Raw genomic sequence first — 18,846 nt, forward strand, 5'->3', positions numbered from 1 at the left:
AAGGAGGCCACCATGAAGTGGGACATAAGCTACACCGCCTACACCGGCGACACCGTAGAACTAACCACCCCCACCTCCCCGGTGTTCATCACCAACGGCGGCATCGAAGGACTCGTCGGCACCATCACCGAAAGCCCCCGAACCACCATCAACACCCCCGGCCACACCGTCACCCCACACGACCAAACCATCATGCCAATGACCGGCACCCTCACCCTCCGAGTCAAAGGCACCCCACACGAAGCCGAACACCACTACACCCGCTTCACCAACCTCTGGCACCACAACCCCACAAAAGCCGGAACCCTCCACCTCACCACCCCACACGGCAACTACCACACCACCGCCCGACTCGCGCCGGGCGAGGCAATCGCACCACCAGCGATCCGCCCGGGGCGCAGCTCTGCGCCGACGATTGAGGTGCCGATCATCTGCGATCGGGGCGGGTGGCTGCTCACCCGGTCGGGCACCGGCACGGTGGCTGTGGCTAATCCTGGTGATACTCACCTGTGGGTGCGTGTCCGGTGGCAGGGTACCGGCGGCCGGTTCGTCCTCCCCTCCGGGTTCAGCGTCCACCTGCCCCCGGCGTCCTCACCCCGCACCTTCCTGCTCTCCCCCGCGGAATCCTGCGCTGTTGTCGATGATGCCGGCGTGCTGGATGATGCTCTCTCCTCCCAACTGTGGGCGACCCCGCCAGAGGGCGTGCCCCCTGGCACGACTCGCACCTTCACGGCACCAGCCGGTGCCCGTGTGTCGTGGGATGTGCTCACCCTCAACCCCTGGACATAGAGACAACGTAGAAAGGCACCTTCATGGTCAACTGGGATCAATGGCGACGCCACATCGACCACACGGTTGCTGATACCGGCCAGTGGGTCGGTCTCCTCGACGGCGACTGGCAGCCGATCTGCACCATGCCCCCACTCCTCGACCTCACCGCCGCCACTAACCGGCTCGCCGCTGGTGAAGTCCAAGCCACCTTCGACATCACCAGCCACCACCGCCCAACCCACCCCGTTGCTGATCGCCTCATCGCCGACAAGCTCGGCAAGTTCGACGACAACGGCAGGATCAGTCCCGCCATCGACGAGGACCTCAACCTCGCGGTCATCCGCCCCGGATCACGCCAGGTGTACTTCATCACCCATACCGAAAGCGAGGGCACCACCGCCCCCACAACCCTCACCGTCTACGGCACCGACCTGATCGACCTCCTCGACGCCACCCCCTGCCCCTCAAACCCCAAAACCTGGGGAATGTACCCCATCACCACCCGCACCGAAGACGCCGGCGGAAAATACACCACCCCACGCCAATACGGCCCCGTCGAGATGGCAGACGTCGCCGACGGCTACACCTACGACGACCCCGCCGACATCGCCCTCCGCCGCTGCATCCAAGACTCCGTCGACGCAGTCATGCGCGAATGCGAATTCACCCGCCCCCACATCGCCGTCCAATGGGACACCCCCACCCCAGGCGCACCCCGCATGGTGCTCCGCCCCCAAGACGAAACGATCTGGGCATGCATCCAAGAACCCGCCCTCCTCGCAGGGGCAACCATCAACGCCTCCCTATGGTGGCCAGGCGATGACCCATTCCCCGTCCGACACCACCCCGACCAACCCCCAGCACTCACCAGCTACGACCACCCCATCGCAAAAATCGAAGTCTCCATCACCGGCAAGGAGTAAGCACCCATGACAGGCCTGCCCGCACTCGTCGCCGACGGCGGCACACTCACCGTCATGCGCCGCCTAGCCACCTACGCCTGGGGCGAATACACCGTCACCTGGCCCGAAAACTTCACCCCACCCGACGTCGAAGAAGGAAACACCCTCGGATACGTCGCCCACCTCAACAACAAAAACCCCTCCCTCTCCGGCCGCCGCTTCATCCGCTCCGACGTCGACATCACCGCCACCGACCCCAACCCCACACCACCAGAACCAGGCCAAACCAACGTCGAAGAAATCCTCGACGCCGCCACCAACCAAGTCACCGGCGACGCCTTCCTCGAAAAAGACATCACCACCCCAGGCCTCGGCAGACTCACCCCAGGCCTCCACTTCCGCGTCGGCGACCGCATCCCCATCCGCATCTTCGGCCGCATCCTCGAAAAACAACTCGTCACCGCCATAACCCGCACCTCCGAACCCTCAGGAACGATCGGATACCTCGTCCACATCGGCGGCCAACTCACCGGCGACCAACTCCAACTACTCCAACGAAACACCGAAATCGACCGCGCCATCCTCGCCGAACGCCGCGAACGCATCCGCGCCGTCGGAGCCGTAGAACACAAAGCCGATCGCGCCGGGCAGACGGCGTCGACAGCGGTGGCGGAAACCCAGCAGATTCGCGATACGTTGACCCGCCGCGGGGCAAGCCCCAGTGAGGTGACTGCGCAGCTGCAGCGGCTGAACGACCAGCTGGCTGCACATGGGGAGTCACCGCCTGGTGGGCTGATCCCGGCGATTCTGCAGGAAAATGCTTTGCGATGGCGGATGCAGGAGGAGATCGACCGCCTGCAGACCCGACAGATTAAGGACAACGCAGGTGTGCTGCAGGGGCTACAGGAGCTGCGGGAACGGGACGCCGCGCAGATTCGTGAAATTGATGCGCTGTCCGCCCGCCTGTCTGTGCTGGCTGTGGGCAAGGTGACTGTGAGCGGTGGCATGAGCGCGAAGTCCACGCTTCACGGCATTGCGCTGCGCACCCCGTCCGGTGACCGGCACCTGTATGTGTGTGCCAGCCCGGATTTTCACGGGACGATCACGGTGCAGATCTTCTATGCCAATGGGTCCGGCTATCAGAAGGTCTTTTCTGCGAAGGACTTTGAGTACCGCACCGGTAAATACGATTTGCGGCGCCTAGAGGTGCTGAAGGATTTCTGGGTCACTAACCGCACTAGTTCCCGCCCCTACGCGGCCTATTGGTGGGTGCCGCTGGGAAATATTGATTCCACCACCGTCCTGGTGGATCACACCACATGGAACCAGGGCGTAATCGACTACGTCCCAGAAGAAGGAGAAGACTGATGACACGTGTGACCGGAACGCTTCACCACGTCCTCGGGAACGCCGAGGCGATCACGGAGGTGTGGGTGCGCTCGGCGCGTGCTCGCGGCCACGGTGGTGGCTGGCTCATGAAGACCAGCGCCCGCACCCCGATCACCGACGCTCACCTGTCGCTGGATATCGTCCCTGGGCCTGCGATCCTCGTCGCAGTGGCAGAGGGGCAGCCACTGGAGCACATCGAGATCATCGTCCCAGATACGGAGTCGGCCTCTCTCGAGATCTGTATTACCGCGGCCCAGGGCACGGGCGGACAGACTGCCGAGGCGCTGGACCTTCTGCGTCGGCAGATCGCCGATGATTTGGGGGAGTCTGCTAAGGCCGTCACGGATTCAAGGGCAGCAGCCAACGATGCCGAAGCGTCGGCACAGACCGCGGGTAGTAGTGCGTCGAAGGCTGGGCAGTCCGCCACTCGTGCGGCATCGTCTGCGTCTATGGCTAGTGCGAGTGAGAGTAGGGCTGCAGCTCATGCTGGTGAGGCGGGCGCCCATGCGTCGGCGGCTGGTGAGTCTGCGAAAACGGCTGAGGCTAGCGCCAGTGCGGCTGCGGATAGCGCCGGTACGGCGAAGACGCAGGCTGACCGAGCTGCGGATCGGGCCTCTGCTGCCGCGGTGTCTGCGACTGAGGCCGGTCAGCATGCTGATCGTGCGGAGAGCATACCCGAGCACGTGGACTGGCACGGGGATCGGCTGATGGTGATGGGGAAGATCAGTCCGCCGCTGACTGGCCCCCGTGGTCAGCGGGGGCCACAGGGCGACTCGGGTGCGTCTACGTGGGATGCGATCACCGGGAAGCCCAATGTGGCGACGCGGGATGATTTAACCCAGCAGGGGTTGGATTATCTCAACGCGCTGCACGAGAAGGCTGATAAGTCTCACCAGCACCGGATGGCTGACATCACCGACCTGCCCACGGTGTCTGACGCGCCCACGCGGAATACGCTGGTGAAGCGGTCGTCAACCGGGACTGTGCGTGTGGCGGATCCTGCTGGGCCGAATAATGCAGCAAATCAGGGGTACGTGGATAGGCAGGACGCTGCCACCCTGGCCGAGGCGAAGGCCTTGGTCGATGCCCGAGTCCGCCTTGTCTCCTCCTTACCCTCTCGGCCAGACCCGAACGTCCTTTACGTGATTCCGGAGTGATTCTTTGTCTGTCTTTTTTGGCGGTCGCAAGATCGAGGCTCTCAGTTTCGGGGGAAGGGCGATCAGTGAAGCGTACTACGGCGCCAAGTTGGTCTACGCTGCTCGGAGCAGTATTAAGGGCTTTGAGGCGTTCTTCGATACCCTCGACCGGGACGGGTATAGCTACGAGCTTGACCTCCCCGCGACGAAGGTTGTTACCACGAACGTCAGCTCTACCACAACCAACTTCCACATCCACGTGCTGTGCGGAGACGATGCTTCTATCGTCGTAGAGCAGAGCAGTGGTGGCCGTAAGGCGCTGGACCTGCGAGTAAGCGGGGGGAAGGTCTCGGTAAAGTCCACGGGCGACCGTGGGAAGAGCAACCTTTCTTTCTCCGGAGACTGGCCGGGAGGGGTGCATATCCTTTCCGTCTCTACCGACAAAGAGTGGTACGGCTACCAAATGAAGGTGCTGGTCGACGGGAAGGAGATTGCCTCCCAGTCTAACGGCGGTGGCTTCACCCTCTCTGAGAACCTGCTGTCTTCTGGTGAGGTTAAGACCACCCTTAAAGGCTGCCTAGCTCGCCAGCCCCTGGCTACCAGAAGGCTGCTCAGCAACAGCAGCTCCTCCGTGGGGTGGATTGTGGAGGCGGTTAAGCCTGGCGCTGTGGTTTGGTGGACCCTGCCTGGGAAGTTGCCCTCCCTTCCAGGCGCTCGTATGAAGGGTGCGCTTTACGGAGGCGGGTCGGGAGGCGCAGGCGGGGCCACCTCTATTAGTGGAAAGTCGGGCAGCGGAGGCACCAGCGTATTTACCCCGGAACTGTCCATCGATGATCTGAAGACGCTGGTGGTAGGGTCAGGCGGTCCAGGTGGCGGGCGAGGGACGCTCGCCACCGAACCCGGCAAGGAAGGCGACCCCTCGTATATTACTGTCGCGGGGAAGAGGGTCTCGTCTGAGTCCAACGAGAGGTTCACCCCAACGATCTTCGGGAGTAAGTATTCGGGTTCCCTGCCGGGAGCAGGGGGGTCGGGCGGTGACAGCTCCCCTCGGTCGAAGGACGATAGCAGCTTCGATCTGTTCGGAAAACCCGGAAGCCCTGGTAAACCCGGGGGGCTCCTCCTCGCCCGAACCTGGGATCCGTCCCCCCCTCGCCATAGCCTCGAGGACGCTCCCCGCGACAACGCTCCGCTCCCGCCTCCGCCGCCGAGCTCTGGAGTTTTCCGTGGAGACTTTGAGCTGGATGTGCTTTACAGGGTTGGCGACACAGTGAAGGTTAGCGACCAGCACGCGTCCGCTAACGGCACCTACGAATGCCTCATGGAGCACACGTCCAACGTCTACGACTACCCGTGGAACAGCACGCGCCGATGGAAGAAGATTAGCTAGGACTTCTTCGTTGCGGTCGGTGCGTTTGGTACTGGAGAGCCTGGCCGACCAGCTTGCCAGGCCTTCACCTCCTCCGCATCCCATAGCGGCGTCATCCTGTTAACCTCACCGACTTTCTCAGGGGGCATACCCCGGCGTACGTACGAACGCCACGAGGATTCAGTAATCCCACAGTGAGCTGCGCACTCCCGGATCGTCCAGAGCACCGCTCCTGTTTCTGGGTTCGTGATTAGTGGCCTCACTTGTCGTCACCAGAGTTAAGCGAGTCGACGAGGTTCCATGCAGATGCCCCGCAAATGGCGGCAATAAGCACCTTGGAGGGTTTTTCACTCCTCGCGTAGATGATGGCAGTGACAAATCCCGCGAGTGCGCTGATGGTGCGCAGATTCATGATCTTCTCCTATCTTGTGTTCGGTAGTGTTGGAGGTAGCCCCGGGAGGGGCTGGGCAGTTACAGTGCCCAGCCCACCAGGGGTTATTTCTTCCGTCCCTGCCAGACCTGGATTGTCTGGAGTATGACGGCAATGATTCCGAGCAGTAATTCCGGACTCATTGATCCTCCTTTCACTTTTTTAGTTGTAGTGCGTCTCTCACCCGCACTATCTACACTATAGCACGATAGCGCTACATTATTCAAACTGCGCTAGTACCGAAACCCAACTGCTCTACCCCGCCCATCCGGCGGGGTTTTCTTATGCCCAAAAAGAGGTCGAAAGGACAAGCACTATGTCAATTACCCCAGTCCCGCATTGGCGAGGTGACCCGATGTGGCTCGCGGATGTTATCCGCGCCTACGGGGTCACCGTCAAAGAACTCCCAGGCTGGAAGCTTTGGGGCATGGGTGATTTCGCCGCGATCCAGGGGATCATGGTGCACCACACCGGGGCGAATACGACGTCCGCCCAGTACATCGCCCGCAACTCGGGGCTAGGTGGCGCGCTGTCGTCTCAGATCCACCTGTCCCGCACCGGCGTAGCCACCATGTGCGGGGTGGGCATCGCCTACCACGCAGGACGCGGCTCTCACCCCGGCTGGCCAACCAACAACGCCAACGCCGTCTCAATCGGTATCGAGGCGCAGTCCGACGGCACAAGCCCGTGGCCTGCCGTGCAGATGGAGGCCTACTACAAGATCTGCGCCGCGATCCTCATGAAGTTGGGCAAGCGCGCGACGACCAAGACGTTGATCGCGCACTGGGAGTACTCCCGCGCAGCACAGGGCAAGTGGGACCCAGGCGCCGGCAACGGCGTACCGGGCGCGGTGATGGACATGGACGTGTTCCGTGCCCGTGTGAACCACTACATCGACAACCCACCATGGCGACGCGCCCCACTGCCCGCCCCGAAACCGAAAGGTGAACCACTGTTGACCATCAAATACTTCCGCGACTTCATCACCGGCTACATCGGCCCCGTCATCTCCGATGTCAAGGACATCCGCGAGCAGCTCACCGGCGGACGTAACCGCGGCGAGTACCCGGGCTGGAGCCAGCTCGGACGCCGCCCCGACGGACGTGGCCTCACCCTGGTCGACAGCCTCGCGTCCCTCCACCAGCGAATCACCACCATCGAAACCAGCATCCGCGAGCTACGCACCCTGCTCCAGCAGGCAACCACCCCCAACAAGGAGGCATAGAAAATGGCAAGTGTTCTACAGCAAGCAGTCGCCGAAGCAGTCGTCGAGCAGTCTTGGTGGACGCGCCGCAAGGACTCCCTCGCGGCAGTCGCCGGCATGCTGCTCCAGGTCACCAACCTCGAGGTGTTCCACTCGACTGGCATGCCAGTGTGGGCCAGTATTCTCATCGCCGTCATCATCGGCGCATGTCAGACCGTGATCCACGCCTACACCCTGGGCGCGATCACCCCATCGATGGGCGCCCGCCTCGAGCAGGCCGCTGAGAAGGCGCACATGAACCGCCCCCAGGTCTCTGGCATCACCGTCTCCGGTACTGCCCCAGCAGACCCCACCCCGGCCACCATCACCCCCGCCCAGCCTGTCGACGAGGAGGACATCAGCACCCCGCTCCCCGTGTACGAGGGCGCCACGTCCGACGAGTATGTCGGCGCCCACCGAGCAGAAGATCGCGCCCCCATCCCGCCGGAGGCCGATCACGATGCATAACCTCATCCCCCAGAAGCTCCACCCTGCCGCGCGCCGGGTGAGGCGGTTCCTGCTCTCTGATGGGGTAGCGCTGCTCGTGCTGGGGCTGGGGATTCTCGCTCGTGGGATTAGCTACACCACACCGTCGCGTGGCTCTGGGTACGCCCATCCCGCCGAGGCGGCACTGCCGATGGGGATCTGGGCGATCATCTGGATTGTCATCGGCACGCTGCTGATCGTCGCCGCCGTGTGGCATGAGACCGTGTTCGCCGCCTTAGCCCTTGGGTCAGGTGTTGGCCTGAACCTGCTCTGGGCGGGTAGCTTCACTGCTGCGACTGTCACCGGCGACATGCCCCGCGGATGGGTCTCCTCCGTGGGGTATATCTCGGTGGCGGTGCTGGTCCTGTGGACGACATGGCGCGGCACACACGCCCGCGACCTCACCGCCCCCAGAGGTGATGCGAATGCTCTCTGACAGCCTCGGGGCGATTCTGATCGCCGTCGTCTCCGCTGCAGGGTCTGCTCTCGTCGCGTGGCTCAAGTTGCGCGGCGACCGCTCCGCCAGTGTGCCCGCCGCCTACCAGGCACTCCTCGCGGACGTAAAGCACTGGACTGGCCAGCAGCTTGCCGAGCGCGACCGGAAGATCGAACATCTCGAATCCGACGTCGAGGAACTAAAAAACGCCGTCGCAACATGGCGCGGCAAATTCCAATCCGCGGTCCACTACATCCGCGCCCTGTATGAAACCGTGGACGACAGAATCCCCCTCCCCACCCCGCCCAACGAAATCCGCGAAGACCTCCGCCTCTAACCCCGCCCCCGCCCGGCCACGCGCCGGGCGGGGGCTTTTCTTCGTGAGGGGGAGGTTATCAGGCGATTCGGTTGGCTAGTCGGCGTGCGTGTTGGTCGATGTGGTCTCTGGCGACGGCTTCGACGCCCAGGTTTTGCCACCGGTTCGTGGCCAGGGCGAAGCTCTCCATCTGCTCTTCGGTCTTCGGCTCCCAGTAGGTTGCTGACACCGGTGTGTCCTTCGCCAGTGGGATGACGTCGTTGTCCGTGGTTGTCAGACGTGCGCCTTCCTGCCGGAGCTTATCGATCTTCCAGCCCCAGGAGTCAATGAGGTTCTTCAGAGATCGTTGGTCTTTCCCTCCGAAGGAGAAGGAGGTATTGAGTTCGACGATGGCGCCGTCTGCGCTGACCGCGATATCCAGTTCTTGTGAGAGGTCGCCCGCGGTGGTGATTTGAGGCTTGGAGAGCAGTTGGGCGCGTGTGCCGACTGCTTCCTCGAAAGCCCCCCAGACGTCGTTGCGCACTTGGGTGAGCTTCCGCTTCTTCGGGGTGGATTGCTCTGCACCGAGGATCGCGTCCTGCAGCGAGTCCATCCCTGCCTCTAGTGATTCGGCGGACATGACTCGTTCGGATGAGACTTCAACGGCGTTGTTCCAGTGGCTAGCCAGGTGTTGGAACACTGATTTGGTATCGAGTCGGCGGCTGAGGTCGAGCGATGATTGCGCCTGTTGGAGTGCCTGCACGTCTTCGCGCAGTCGGTGGATACTACCGAGGTTGTCGGGGGAAACGCCCAATGCGGTCAACGCCCGGTTGACGTTGTTGGGCTGCTTGAAGAGTACACGGCCACTTGCTGCATCTTGCCCAACGAGGGCGACCCCGATGCGGTGCGAGCTCAGGGGGGTTGGGCGGACGGTAATGACCCAGTATCGAATGAGCATAACTACCCTCCCATTCCGTGTCTGTTCTTAAGCTCCTCGAGTCGTTCTACAGTGTAATCCTTCCGGCGGTAGACGTACTCGATCAGCGTCGTGACGTCGTGCTCTGGGACGTCCCATTCCGTAGGTAGCGCGTCCATCACACGTGTTTCGAGGTCACCAGGTAGGGCCCTGACGGCGTCAATGGCGTGATCCCACTTGGTGGCGGGGATCTGTTCGCGAAGCGCCGGAAGCTCGGTTTGCCCACCGAGTTCGTTCGATTCCCCGAGCCCCCAAACGTTCTCCCCGGAGCCGAACCACCAGCCGAAATCGAACCCCCAGATGGCATTGTCGTTGGAGCTGTCCAGCAGGTATTGGATGTCTTCGGCGTTACAGAGCACCATCAGGGCGCACAGCAGCGGGATCCGCTGGTAGTTGTTGTCATCTGAAACCTGGACCCAGAGATCACCGTCCAGCTCCCTGTCGGCGTAGTGCAAGATCCTTGAGCCGAAGACCGGCTCGGGACTTAGCCTGATCCGCTCTATCCCGTCGCCGATGAGTCGACCAACCAGCTCCTCGGGGACGTTGAGAATGCTCCAGTCCGGCACCGGAGCGCCCAAGGCGTCGGCGATGACCGATACAACCACTTCGTTGATCGCGGCGCTCGCGCCATGCTGCGTGTGTAGCTGCTTGCACCAGTAGTAGTGCCCGTCGGAGGCCTGGCACTTGAAGGGCTTCGTTCCCGTGCTCGCCACTTCTCCTGGAGTAGTAATACTCGGGCGCTCGCGTCGCTCACGAGCAGAATTTAGGTCGACAACGTTGCTGTTGCGCATGGGTTCATTCTCCATTCGCAGCCTCACGCGGTGAGGAAGAGAGGCTTGAGTCCCCTAACAAGCTACCCGACCCCGGGCAGAACCAACCGTATTTACGCCGCCTCCAGCGTCCAGGCGTACTGCGCAGACTGCTGCCGCGCCGAGTCATCCAACGCCACATAAATCATCGTCGTATCCAGCTTCGCGTGCCCCAGCAGAGACTGCACCGCCACAATGTCCCGCCCCTTCCGGTACGCCACCGTCGCAAACCTATGCCGCAGCTGGTGAGGCGTAACCCCCGCGGGCAACGCCCGCCCAATCAGCTTCCCCACGTAAGCCGCCGACAAGTGCCCATCAATACGCCCCGGGAACAAGTACCCCGCCGTCATCCCCCGAATCTGCCCAGACAAGTGCGGCGGAAGCGGCACGAAACGTTCGTGCCCACCCTTCCCCACCACTCGCAGCGTGTCCCCCACGAGATCACAGGTTCGCAGCTTACACACCTCCCCACGCCTCAGCCCACCGTATGCCATCAGCTCGATCATCAGCTGCGTCCGCGCCGGAGCCTTACGAAGCGCAAGCAGGATGTCGACGTCGCGCGCCGGGCGGGGTAGTGATCGGTGGAGTCGTGCTCGTGGGAGGTCGCGGGCGATGTTTTCGCCGAGGCCGGCTTTTTCGCGCCAGGCGAAGAACTGGCGGAGGCTTGACCTGTATCCGCGGCGGGTTTCGGGTTTCCAGTTTTGTTGTGCCAGCCAGTCGATGAGGTCGTCGAGGGTGAGGTCGTCGAGTGGTTTGTTGATGTGTGTGAGGACGCGGTTGACGTGGCGGCGTCGGAGGTAGAGGGTTTCGTCGGAGAGGGAGGCGGCGGTCATGTAGTCGCCCCATTTATCGAGTTCGTGTTCAAGTCGCATGAGGAAAAGTTACTGATGTGGCGCGTGTGGCGGGGGTAGTTTTGCCGTTTTCGCTAGCTCGCGATCGCTGATTCTGCCGCTTCGAGCTCGCGCGAGAACGGGATGACGACGCCAGGTCGCAGGGGCGAAAGTCGCGAACCAGTGGGTCCGGGGTTCGAATCCCTGATGGCCCACCACTGATAATCCCCCGGCAGGTTTTCCTGCCGGGGGATTTCTTTATGCCTAGGCGTTGAACTTATAACCCAGCCCGCGCAGGGTCACCAGCAGCTCTGGCTTCGAAGGATTCTCCTCAATCTTCGTGCGCAGCCGCTTGACGTGCACATCCAGCGTCTTCGTATCACCCACATAGTCCGAGCCCCACACACGGTCGATCAGCTGCTCACGGGTCATCACGCGACCCGCGTTGCGCACCAGCATCTCCAGCAGCTCGAACTCCTTCAGCGGCAGCTGCATGTCCTCGCCGCGCACCGTGACCACATAACGGTCCACGTCCACGCGCACGCCCCCGGCCTCCAAAACATTGCTGCTCCCTTCCGACCCCTGGGCCTGGCCACGACGCAGCACCGCGCGGATACGGGCCAGCAGCTCACGGGAGGAATACGGCTTGGTCACATAATCATCCGCCCCCAGCTCCAGGCCAACGACCTTATCGATCTCCGTATCCTTCGCGGTCAGCATGATGATCGGTACCATCGACTTCGCCCGGATCGCCCGGCAAACCTCCGTCCCCGGCAGGCCCGGCAGCATGAGATCCAACAAAATGATGTCCGCGCCATGCAGCTCGAACATCTCGACGGCCTTCAAACCGTCCTCCGCAATCGAGACGTCATAGCCCTCCCGCTCCAACAGGTAGGACAGCGGATCGGACAGGGACTCCTCGTCCTCAACCAACAGAATCTTCGTCATCTTCCTTATTCCTCTCTCACAGACCCGCGGGCTAACCGCCAGTCACTACTTCGCTGGATGCTTCGTTGTCATATGTCCGGTCAACGTGCGCGATCGGCAGGAGAACCGTGAAGGTCGAGCCCTCTCCCGGCCGGCTCCAGACCTTGATTTTGCCGCCGTGCTTGGCGATGATGTGCTTCACGATCGACAGCCCCAGGCCCGTGCCGCCAGTGTTGCGGGACCGCGCCTTATCCACCCGGTAAAAACGCTCAAAGATGCGGTCCGTCTCCTTCGAACTCATCCCGATGCCGTGGTCCGTCACAATCACCGCTACAGAATTGGCACGCCGCTTAGTGCTGATACCAATCTCGGTATCAGCGCTGGAGTAATTGACCGCGTTATCCACCAGGTTGCGCACCGCCTTAGCCAACAGGTCGAAGGATCCCTCCACCCGCAGGCCGGGGCTCTGGGCGACGTTCATCGTGATGTTCTTGGACTCCGCGTTCGTCCGTGCCCGGTCGATTGCCTCCTCCACCACGTCGGATACCTCGATGACGGCGGATGACTCGAGTCCCTCGTTGTCCTGGACCTGGGAGAGGTCAATGATTTCCTGCACCAGGTGAACCAGCCGGGTGGATTCCTTCTGGATCTTGCCCCCGAAACGGTGCACCGCCTCCGGGTCATCGGAGTAGTCCGTCACGGCCTCGGCCAGCAGCGAAATCGCACCGATGGGGGTCTTCAGCTCGTGGGACACGTTGGCCACAAAGTCGCGGCGCACAGCCTCGACGCGGTGGAACTCCGTCTCGTCATCGCACAACACCAGCACATAGCCCTTACCCAGCGGGGCAACACCCGCGTGAAGGAAGCGGCGGGAGTATTCATTCGCATCGTGCTTAATGACGAAATTGACGTCCTCGTAAATACGACGATCCGCTACCCGGGCTACAGTCTCCTGCAACTGCGGGGAAGCAAAAGCTGGACCGTCGACCAACCCCAGGGCGTAGGCCGCGGTGGAGGCCTTAATCACCTCCCCATCCATGTCGATGACGATGGCGGCGCTGGGAAGCGCAGCAAGGACCTCGTCCATTCCCGCTGGCAGGCCCTCGTCCGGATCCTCTTCGACGACCTGGCGGCGACGCCCCACCGCCCGAAACACGAGACTGAGTAGAACACCTAAAACAACGCCGACCGCACCAGCGATAAGCGAAATGAGCAACACATCCACGCCCCCACTCTAAACTGCAACCAGGCGGCCCACTACGGCGCGGGTAGGGCTGGGAGCGAGGTTTCGTGTGGAATTCACACCACTGAAACTCCAAGTTCACCTCGGGCTGCAAGCCTCGTCTTTATTGCCGTGGGCCTCGCCCACACTGGATTTGTAAAGAAAGGACCTCGAGTGCGCGAAGTCTTCCACAACGAACTCGAATCTATCGCAGACAGCCTCGTCGAAATGGCCGAGAAGGCCACCTCAGCCATGGAGAAATCCGTGGAGGCGCTGCTGAACAATGACCTGGAACTGGCCCAACAGGTCATCAGCGATGATGATTCCATTGACGGCATGCAGGCGGATCTGGACCAGCGCTCCGCTGAAGTCCTCGCCCTGCAGGCCCCCGTCGCCGCCGACCTGCGCGTGGTCATCTCCGCGCTCAAGATGTCCGTGGCCATCGAGCGCATGGGCGACCTCGCCCGCCACATCGGCTCCCTGGTTCGCATCCGTTACCCAGAGAACGCCCTCCCGGACCAGTTCCGCGACGTGTTCACCCACATGGGTACCACTGCCGTGCGCATTGGCCGCGCCCTCGTCCAGCTGCTCACCGAGCCGGGAACCTCCGCCGTGCCGATGATCGCGGCCATTGACGAGGAGATGGACACCCTGCACCTACGCGTGTTCACCATCATCGGCGAGCTCGCCCGCAGCGAGATCTCCCCGAGCCAGATTGCGGATGTTACCCTCATCTCCCGCTACTTCGAGCGCTTCGGCGACCAGGCGGTCAACGTCTCCCACCGCGTGGAGTACCTGCTGACCGGCAGCTTCGAGCCGACGCTCGCGAGCATGTACGACACCCAGAGTGGTCGCAAGCCACTGACCGACACCCCGGCGGAGGGCGAGCAGAGCTAAGCCGCTCCCCTGGCGCGGCAGCACGCGACACCGCGAGTATTTTCTGGCCCGGGTTTGTTAACAAACCCGGGCCAGAGGCGTCTTCACAACAAAAAAAGACTCCAAAAATAGCCCCTGAGCTGGAAGAACCAAAACTTCACCTAAGGTTCACCTGAAAAGGAACCGGCCGTCACTCACGCCTTTTATCTTTTCATTCGTATCGGGGAAACCCCGCACGTAGTTGAAAGAAGAAAGGCCCCCTTAAGTGAAGCTCAACCGCCTCGCTCCTGCTGCAGTACTGACTGCAGCCGCTCTCACCCTGACCGCCTGCGGCGGCAACTCCGCCACCGGTGACCAGGAGGCTAGCTCCGGCAACGACGGCCAGCAGGTCTCCGGCAATATCGTTGGTATTGGCGCTTCTTCCCAGAAGGCCGCCATCCAGGCGTGGACCACCGACTTCTCTGCTCAGAACTCCGGCGCGAACATCAACTACTCCCCGGATGGCTCCGGCGCAGGCCGCAAGCAGTTCCTGGCAGGCAAGGCCGACTTCGCCGGTTCCGATGCCTTCATGGATGAAGACGAGATCGCTCAGTCCAAGAAGGTCTGTGGCGAAAACGGCGCCTTCGAGTTCCCGGTCTACGTCTCCCCGATCGCCATCGCCTTCAACCTCAAGGGCGTGGACAAGCTGAACCTCGACGCCGCCACTGTCGCGAAGATCTTTGCCGGCAAGATCACCAAGTGGAACGACCCGGAGATCGCCAAGCTGAACCCGGAGGCAGACCTCCCGGACACCAAGATCACCGCCGTTCACCGCTCTGACGAGTCCGGCACCACCAAGAACTTCACCGACTACCTCAACAAGGCCGCTGAGGCCGAGTGGCCTCACGAGGCTGCCGAGGAGTTCCCGGCTGAGTACGGTGGCGAGGCTGCACAGGGCACTGACGGTGTCGTCTCCCTCGTCGCAGACACCGAGGGCGCGATCGGCTACGCCGACGCCTCCGCCATCTCCGACGACATGGGCAAGGCCGCCATCAAGGTCGGCGAGGACTTCGTCGAGTACACCCCAGAGGCTGCCGCCAAGGTCGTCGACGAGTCCCCGGTTGCTGAGGGCCGCCACGAGGGCGACATCGCCGTCGAGCTAAAGCGCGACATCGACGCCGAGGGCGCTTACCCGATCGTCCTGGTCTCCTACCACATCGTCTGCTCCAGCTACGACAGCCAGGAGAAGGTCGACCTGGTCAAGGCCTGGGAGAACTTCGTCATCAGCGAGGAAGGCCAGCAGTCCGCAGCGGACAACGCCGGCTCCGCCCCGATCTCCGGCGAGATGCGCGACAAGATCACCAAGGTCCTCGACCAGATCGAGGTCAAGAAGTAATAGCGTCGCGTTACTGACGCTCGCATCCTAAACACGAGGCTGGGTTGGTCTTTCGAAAACACCTCTCGAATGACCAACCCAGCTTCACGTGTGAATCAGCCAAATTGATTTGCACCCCATACCACCCCTCACTCACCCCGCACAGGAGCTCTCTTGTCAGCTGACACAGCCACCGCTGCGCCCGCGAAGCAGGCAAAGAAGGGAACCGTCGTTAGGCCCGGGGACAGAATCTTTTCTTTCCTCGCCCTCGCCGCCGGCGTCCTGATCCTCGCCATCCTCGCTGGTGTCGCGTTCTTCCTCTTCCTGCAGTCCACGGACACCATCAAGGCGTCTTTCGACGACCCGTCGACCATCACCGGTGGCCGTGGCTTCCTCCCCTACGTCTTCCCGCTGATCATCGGCACGCTGATCTCCGCGATCATCTCCCTGATCGTGGCCACCCCATTCGCCATCGGCATCGCCCTGTTCACGACGCACATGGCGCCCCGCAAGCTGGCTCCGGTGCTGGGGTACACGATCGACCTGCTGGCTGCCATCCCATCCGTCGTCTACGGCCTCTGGGGTCTCGCACTGTCCAGCAGCTTCGTTCCGCTCTACAGGTGGTTCGCGAAGTACCTGGGGTGGATCCCAATCTTCGCTCCGGATGACGACGGCGCTGTCTCCCAGACCGGCCGCACCCTGCTCACCGCCAGCCTGGTGCTGTCCATCATGATTCTGCCGATCATCACTTCCCTGGTCCGCGAGGTCTTCCTGCAGACCCCGCGCCTGCAGGAAGAAGCCGCCCTGGCGCTCGGCGCAACCCGCTGGGAAATGATCCGCATGGCCGTGCTGCCTTTCGGAATCTCCGGCATCGTCTCCGCCGTGATGCTGGGACTCGGCCGCGCGCTCGGCGAGACCATGGCGGTGGCCATGGTGCTCTCCTCCGGTGGCCTCATCGTTTCCCTGCTGCTCTCCGGTAACCAGACCATCGCGGCAGAGATCGCGCAGAACTTCCCCGAGGCAGCGGGCCTGCGCATGTCCGAACTCATCTCGATCGGCCTGGTTCTGTTCACCATCACCCTGATCGTGAACATGACCGCGCGCTGGATCGTCGCACGCACGACCGTCAAGGGGCACTGATCTCATGGTTGATAAGAAGAACACCGCGACCGCTGAAAACCCGCGCGAAGACACCCAGGCCCGTACGAAGGGCAACAGCAGCGCCTCACACCTAGTCACCAACCACCTGCCGAAGTGGGCCCCCTACGCCATCGTGGCTGGCTCCGTTGTCGCCGCGATCGTCGTCACGGCCCTCATCTCGGATGGTTTTTCCATCGCCCTGGCCGCGTTCCTGGCCGGCCTGTTCAACCTGGTGGTGACCTTCGCCTGGTCCAGCGCCGTTGAGGGTAAGCGCAAGGCCGTGGACCGCGTGGCCACCGTGCTCGTCTCCTCCGCCTTCGCCCTCGCACTGGTGCCGCTGGTCTCCCTGCTGTGGATGGCCATCGAAAAGGGCGGCCCGGTGCTGATCGAAAACAGCTCCCTGCTGAACCGCTCCATGGAGGGCATGAAGGGCATCTACGATAAGGAGTTCGCGGCCGGCGAGTCCGAGCTCATGGGTGGTTTCCACCACGCAATCGTCGGTACCCTGCTGATCACCCTCGCCGCGGCGATCATCTCCATCCCGATCGGTGTGCTCTGCGCGATCTACCTGGTGGAGTACGCCAACGACAAGAAGTCCGGCGCGCTCGGCCGTGCCATCACCTTCTTCGTGGACGTCATGACGGGCATCCCGTCCATCGTCGCTGGTCTGTTCGCGTTCTCCCTGTTCTCCACGGTGATCGAGCTGTTCGCCCCAGAGAACCTGACGGCCGCCAAGTCCGGCATCTCCGCCGCCGTGGCGCTCTCCGTTCTCATGATTCCGGTCGTGGTGCGTAACACGGAGGAGATCCTCCGGCTGGTGCCCCACGATCTGCGCGAGGCCTCCTACGCCCTGGGGGTGCCGAAGTGGAAGACCATCATGAAGATCGTTCTGCCGACCGCGATCTCCGGCATCCTGTCCGGCATCACCATCGCCATCGCTCGTGTTATCGGTGAGACCGCCCCGATCATGGTCACCGCGGGCTTCGCCGCGAGCGTGAACTGGAACGTCTTCTCCGGGTGGATGTCCACCCTGCCGACCTTCATCTACGACTCCGTGACGCGCCCGACCGCACCTGGTACCGCGGCCATCGCGTCCACCGACCGCGCCTGGGCCGCAGCCCTCGTGCTCATCGTCATCGTGATGCTCCTCAACCTCGGCGCCCGCATCCTGTCGAAGGTGCTCGCCCCGAAGTCCGGCCGCTAAAGCTACCGGGAGATGTCGATCCCGGGCTCGACCCCGGGGGCAACACCCCGAAAAGAAGAACTTAATCACCCACGCCGAGCCGGCGACGTCCCAAAGAAACCGGCTCCCCGCCCACCCGAAGCGGTGCGCACACAAAACACTGGAGGAAAAATGTCTAAGCAAATCGACATCGAGGATCTGAACATCTTCTACGGCGATTTCCGCGCGGTCGAGGGGGTGTCCATGACCATCGAGCCGAAGTCCGTCACCGCCTTCATCGGCCCGTCCGGCTGTGGTAAGTCCACCGTGCTGCGCACCCTAAACCGCATGCACGAGGTCATCCCGGGTGCCCGAGTCGAGGGCAGCGTGAAGATGGATGGCAAGGACATCTACGGCGCTGGCGTCGACCCGGTCAACGTCCGCCGCGAGGTGGGCATGGTCTTCCAGAAGGCCAACCCCTTCCCCACCATGTCCATCCAGGACAACGTGCTGGCCGGCGTTCGTCTGAACAACAAGAAGCTCTCCAAGTCTGAGGCCGACGAGCTGACCGAGAAGGCGCTGCGCGGCGCGAACCTGTGGGAGGAGGTCAAGGACCGCCTCGACAAGCCGGGCTCCGGCCTGTCCGGTGGTCAGCAGCAGCGCCTGTGCATCGCGCGTGCCATCGCCGTGGAGCCAGAGGTCCTGCTCATGGACGAGCCGTGCTCCGCGCTCGACCCGATCTCCACCCTGGCTATCGAGGACCTGATCAACACGCTGAAGGACCGCTTCACCGTCGTCATCGTGACCCACAACATGCAGCAGGCCGCGCGTGTGTCCGACAAGACCGCGTTCTTCAACATCGCGGGTGCCGGCAAGCCGGGCAAGCTGATCGAGTTCAACGACACCAAGCAGCTGTTCAGCAAGCCGGATAAGGAAGAGACCCAGAACTACATCTCCGGTCGATTCGGCTAAACCTGCGCTGGGGCTTCTTAAAGGGGTCTGTCGGGACATTCCCGGCAGGCCCCTTTTCCTATGCTTGCCCAGGCGCACGAACAGACCCCGAGCCCTAAGCTCGAGCGATAAATACTCGCACGCA

At 62.6% G+C, this 18,846-nt stretch carries 20 protein-coding genes; 14 read left to right on the forward strand and 6 right to left on the reverse strand.

Annotated elements, in window-relative coordinates; genetic code table 11:
• Positions 1–12: 12 nt before the first annotated feature.
• The 5 genes from CU_RS10170 to CU_RS07230 are packed head-to-tail and all read left to right on the forward strand — an operon-like array spanning position 13 to position 5,585.
• Positions 13–789 (forward strand): hypothetical protein, encoded by a 777-nt coding sequence (locus CU_RS10170; RefSeq protein WP_012360675.1) that lies wholly within the window; start codon positions 13–15, stop codon positions 787–789.
• Between the two features lie 23 nt (positions 790–812).
• Entirely contained in the window at positions 813–1,694 is an 882-nt protein-coding gene (locus CU_RS07215; RefSeq protein WP_012360676.1) for an immunity-specific protein, read from the forward strand.
• A 6-nt stretch (positions 1,695–1,700) separates the two neighbouring features.
• Entirely contained in the window at positions 1,701–3,041 is a 1,341-nt protein-coding gene (locus CU_RS07220; RefSeq protein ID WP_012360677.1) for a hypothetical protein, read from the forward strand.
• The gene (locus tag CU_RS10175) at positions 3,041–4,219 is read left to right on the forward strand and encodes a hypothetical protein (protein ID WP_012360678.1); all 1,179 of its coding nucleotides are present in this window, start codon (positions 3,041–3,043) and stop codon (positions 4,217–4,219) included. Before CU_RS07220 ends, CU_RS10175 begins: the two co-directional genes overlap by 1 nt.
• Before the next feature lie 4 nt (positions 4,220–4,223).
• Complete coding sequence (locus CU_RS07230; protein WP_012360679.1) at positions 4,224–5,585, forward strand: hypothetical protein; 1,362 nt, start codon at positions 4,224–4,226, stop codon at positions 5,583–5,585.
• Positions 5,586–5,823: 238 nt separating this feature from the next.
• Here CU_RS07230 and CU_RS10725 read toward each other — a convergent pair whose 3' ends face one another.
• Positions 5,824–5,976: a hypothetical protein gene (locus CU_RS10725; protein WP_012360680.1), complete on the reverse strand. Its 153-nt coding sequence runs from the start codon at positions 5,974–5,976 to the stop codon at positions 5,824–5,826.
• A gap of 334 nt (positions 5,977–6,310) precedes the next feature.
• Between CU_RS10725 and CU_RS10960 the strand changes: the two genes are divergently transcribed.
• From CU_RS10960 to CU_RS07250, 4 genes are read left to right on the forward strand one after another with little or no spacing between them, the layout of a single operon-like run.
• Positions 6,311–7,219 (forward strand): peptidoglycan recognition protein family protein, encoded by a 909-nt coding sequence (locus CU_RS10960; protein ID WP_012360681.1) that lies wholly within the window; start codon positions 6,311–6,313, stop codon positions 7,217–7,219.
• 3 nt (positions 7,220–7,222) lie between these two features.
• Positions 7,223–7,705 carry a hypothetical protein gene (locus tag CU_RS10815; protein ID WP_012360682.1) on the forward strand — a complete coding sequence of 161 codons (483 nt, stop codon included), beginning with the start codon at positions 7,223–7,225 and terminating at the stop codon, positions 7,703–7,705.
• Positions 7,698–8,159, forward strand: coding sequence for a hypothetical protein (locus CU_RS07245; protein WP_012360683.1), 462 nt, complete (start codon positions 7,698–7,700; stop codon positions 8,157–8,159). The genes CU_RS10815 and CU_RS07245 overlap by 8 nt, the downstream gene beginning before the upstream one ends.
• A complete protein-coding gene (locus CU_RS07250; protein WP_012360684.1) occupies positions 8,149–8,496 on the forward strand; it encodes a hypothetical protein in 348 nt (115 codons plus the stop codon). The genes CU_RS07245 and CU_RS07250 overlap by 11 nt, the downstream gene beginning before the upstream one ends.
• A gap of 58 nt (positions 8,497–8,554) precedes the next feature.
• Here the strand turns inward: CU_RS07250 and CU_RS07255 are convergent, their stop codons facing one another.
• The 5 genes from CU_RS07255 to CU_RS07275 form a co-directional block, all read right to left on the reverse strand.
• Positions 8,555–9,412 (reverse strand): hypothetical protein, encoded by an 858-nt coding sequence (locus CU_RS07255; protein ID WP_012360685.1) that lies wholly within the window; start codon positions 9,410–9,412, stop codon positions 8,555–8,557.
• A gap of 2 nt (positions 9,413–9,414) precedes the next feature.
• Positions 9,415–10,221 carry a HipA family kinase gene (locus CU_RS10185; RefSeq protein ID WP_012360686.1) on the reverse strand — a complete coding sequence of 269 codons (807 nt, stop codon included), beginning with the start codon at positions 10,219–10,221 and terminating at the stop codon, positions 9,415–9,417.
• Between the two features lie 92 nt (positions 10,222–10,313).
• Positions 10,314–11,111 carry a tyrosine-type recombinase/integrase gene (locus tag CU_RS07265; protein WP_012360687.1) on the reverse strand — a complete coding sequence of 266 codons (798 nt, stop codon included), beginning with the start codon at positions 11,109–11,111 and terminating at the stop codon, positions 10,314–10,316.
• A gap of 222 nt (positions 11,112–11,333) precedes the next feature.
• Positions 11,334–12,017 carry a response regulator transcription factor gene (locus tag CU_RS07270; RefSeq protein WP_012360688.1) on the reverse strand — a complete coding sequence of 228 codons (684 nt, stop codon included), beginning with the start codon at positions 12,015–12,017 and terminating at the stop codon, positions 11,334–11,336.
• A gap of 31 nt (positions 12,018–12,048) precedes the next feature.
• Entirely contained in the window at positions 12,049–13,221 is a 1,173-nt protein-coding gene (locus tag CU_RS07275) for a sensor histidine kinase (RefSeq protein WP_041628504.1), read from the reverse strand.
• A 171-nt stretch (positions 13,222–13,392) separates the two neighbouring features.
• Here CU_RS07275 and phoU point away from each other — a divergent pair, with 171 nt between their 5' ends.
• The 5 genes from phoU to pstB all read left to right on the forward strand — a co-directional run bounded on the left by phoU (position 13,393) and on the right by pstB (position 18,722).
• Positions 13,393–14,115, forward strand: coding sequence for a phosphate signaling complex protein PhoU (gene phoU / locus CU_RS07280; protein WP_012360690.1), 723 nt, complete (start codon positions 13,393–13,395; stop codon positions 14,113–14,115).
• 244 nt (positions 14,116–14,359) lie between these two features.
• Complete coding sequence (pstS, locus tag CU_RS07285; protein ID WP_012360691.1) at positions 14,360–15,469, forward strand: phosphate ABC transporter substrate-binding protein PstS; 1,110 nt, start codon at positions 14,360–14,362, stop codon at positions 15,467–15,469.
• Positions 15,470–15,622: 153 nt separating this feature from the next.
• A complete protein-coding gene (gene pstC, locus CU_RS07290) occupies positions 15,623–16,588 on the forward strand; it encodes a phosphate ABC transporter permease subunit PstC (RefSeq protein ID WP_012360692.1) in 966 nt (321 codons plus the stop codon).
• Between the two features lie 4 nt (positions 16,589–16,592).
• On the forward strand, positions 16,593–17,792 hold the full coding sequence (gene pstA / locus CU_RS07295) for a phosphate ABC transporter permease PstA (RefSeq protein ID WP_012360693.1): 1,200 nt from the start codon (positions 16,593–16,595) through the stop codon (positions 17,790–17,792).
• 150 nt (positions 17,793–17,942) lie between these two features.
• On the forward strand, positions 17,943–18,722 hold the full coding sequence (gene pstB, locus CU_RS07300) for a phosphate ABC transporter ATP-binding protein PstB (protein WP_012360694.1): 780 nt from the start codon (positions 17,943–17,945) through the stop codon (positions 18,720–18,722).
• The last annotated feature ends 124 nt before the right edge of the window (positions 18,723–18,846 follow it).

The sequence above is a fragment of the Corynebacterium urealyticum DSM 7109 genome, from assembly GCF_000069945.1.
Taxonomy (GTDB): Bacteria; Actinomycetota; Actinomycetes; order Mycobacteriales; family Mycobacteriaceae; genus Corynebacterium; species Corynebacterium urealyticum.

What these genes read in the sequence shown, in the direction of transcription:
- CU_RS10725 (WP_012360680.1), bottom strand. Translation starts at nt 5,976, where the DNA reads ATGAATCTGCGCACCATCAGCGCACTCGCGGGATTTGTCACTGCCATC.
- CU_RS10960 (WP_012360681.1), top strand. Translation starts at nt 6,311, where the DNA reads ATGTCAATTACCCCAGTCCCGCATTGGCGAGGTGACCCGATGTGGCTC.
- CU_RS07255 (WP_012360685.1), bottom strand. Translation starts at nt 9,412, where the DNA reads ATGCTCATTCGATACTGGGTCATTACCGTCCGCCCAACCCCCCTGAGC.
- CU_RS10175 (WP_012360678.1), top strand. Translation starts at nt 3,041, where the DNA reads ATGACACGTGTGACCGGAACGCTTCACCACGTCCTCGGGAACGCCGAG.
- CU_RS07250 (WP_012360684.1), top strand. Translation starts at nt 8,149, where the DNA reads ATGCTCTCTGACAGCCTCGGGGCGATTCTGATCGCCGTCGTCTCCGCT.
- CU_RS10170 (WP_012360675.1), top strand. Translation starts at nt 13, where the DNA reads ATGAAGTGGGACATAAGCTACACCGCCTACACCGGCGACACCGTAGAA.
- CU_RS10185 (WP_012360686.1), bottom strand. Translation starts at nt 10,221, where the DNA reads ATGCGCAACAGCAACGTTGTCGACCTAAATTCTGCTCGTGAGCGACGC.
- pstA (WP_012360693.1), top strand. Translation starts at nt 16,593, where the DNA reads ATGGTTGATAAGAAGAACACCGCGACCGCTGAAAACCCGCGCGAAGAC.
- pstB (WP_012360694.1), top strand. Translation starts at nt 17,943, where the DNA reads ATGTCTAAGCAAATCGACATCGAGGATCTGAACATCTTCTACGGCGAT.
- CU_RS07215 (WP_012360676.1), top strand. Translation starts at nt 813, where the DNA reads ATGGTCAACTGGGATCAATGGCGACGCCACATCGACCACACGGTTGCT.
- CU_RS10815 (WP_012360682.1), top strand. Translation starts at nt 7,223, where the DNA reads ATGGCAAGTGTTCTACAGCAAGCAGTCGCCGAAGCAGTCGTCGAGCAG.
- CU_RS07220 (WP_012360677.1), top strand. Translation starts at nt 1,701, where the DNA reads ATGACAGGCCTGCCCGCACTCGTCGCCGACGGCGGCACACTCACCGTC.
- CU_RS07245 (WP_012360683.1), top strand. Translation starts at nt 7,698, where the DNA reads ATGCATAACCTCATCCCCCAGAAGCTCCACCCTGCCGCGCGCCGGGTG.
- CU_RS07265 (WP_012360687.1), bottom strand. Translation starts at nt 11,111, where the DNA reads ATGCGACTTGAACACGAACTCGATAAATGGGGCGACTACATGACCGCC.
- CU_RS07270 (WP_012360688.1), bottom strand. Translation starts at nt 12,017, where the DNA reads ATGACGAAGATTCTGTTGGTTGAGGACGAGGAGTCCCTGTCCGATCCG.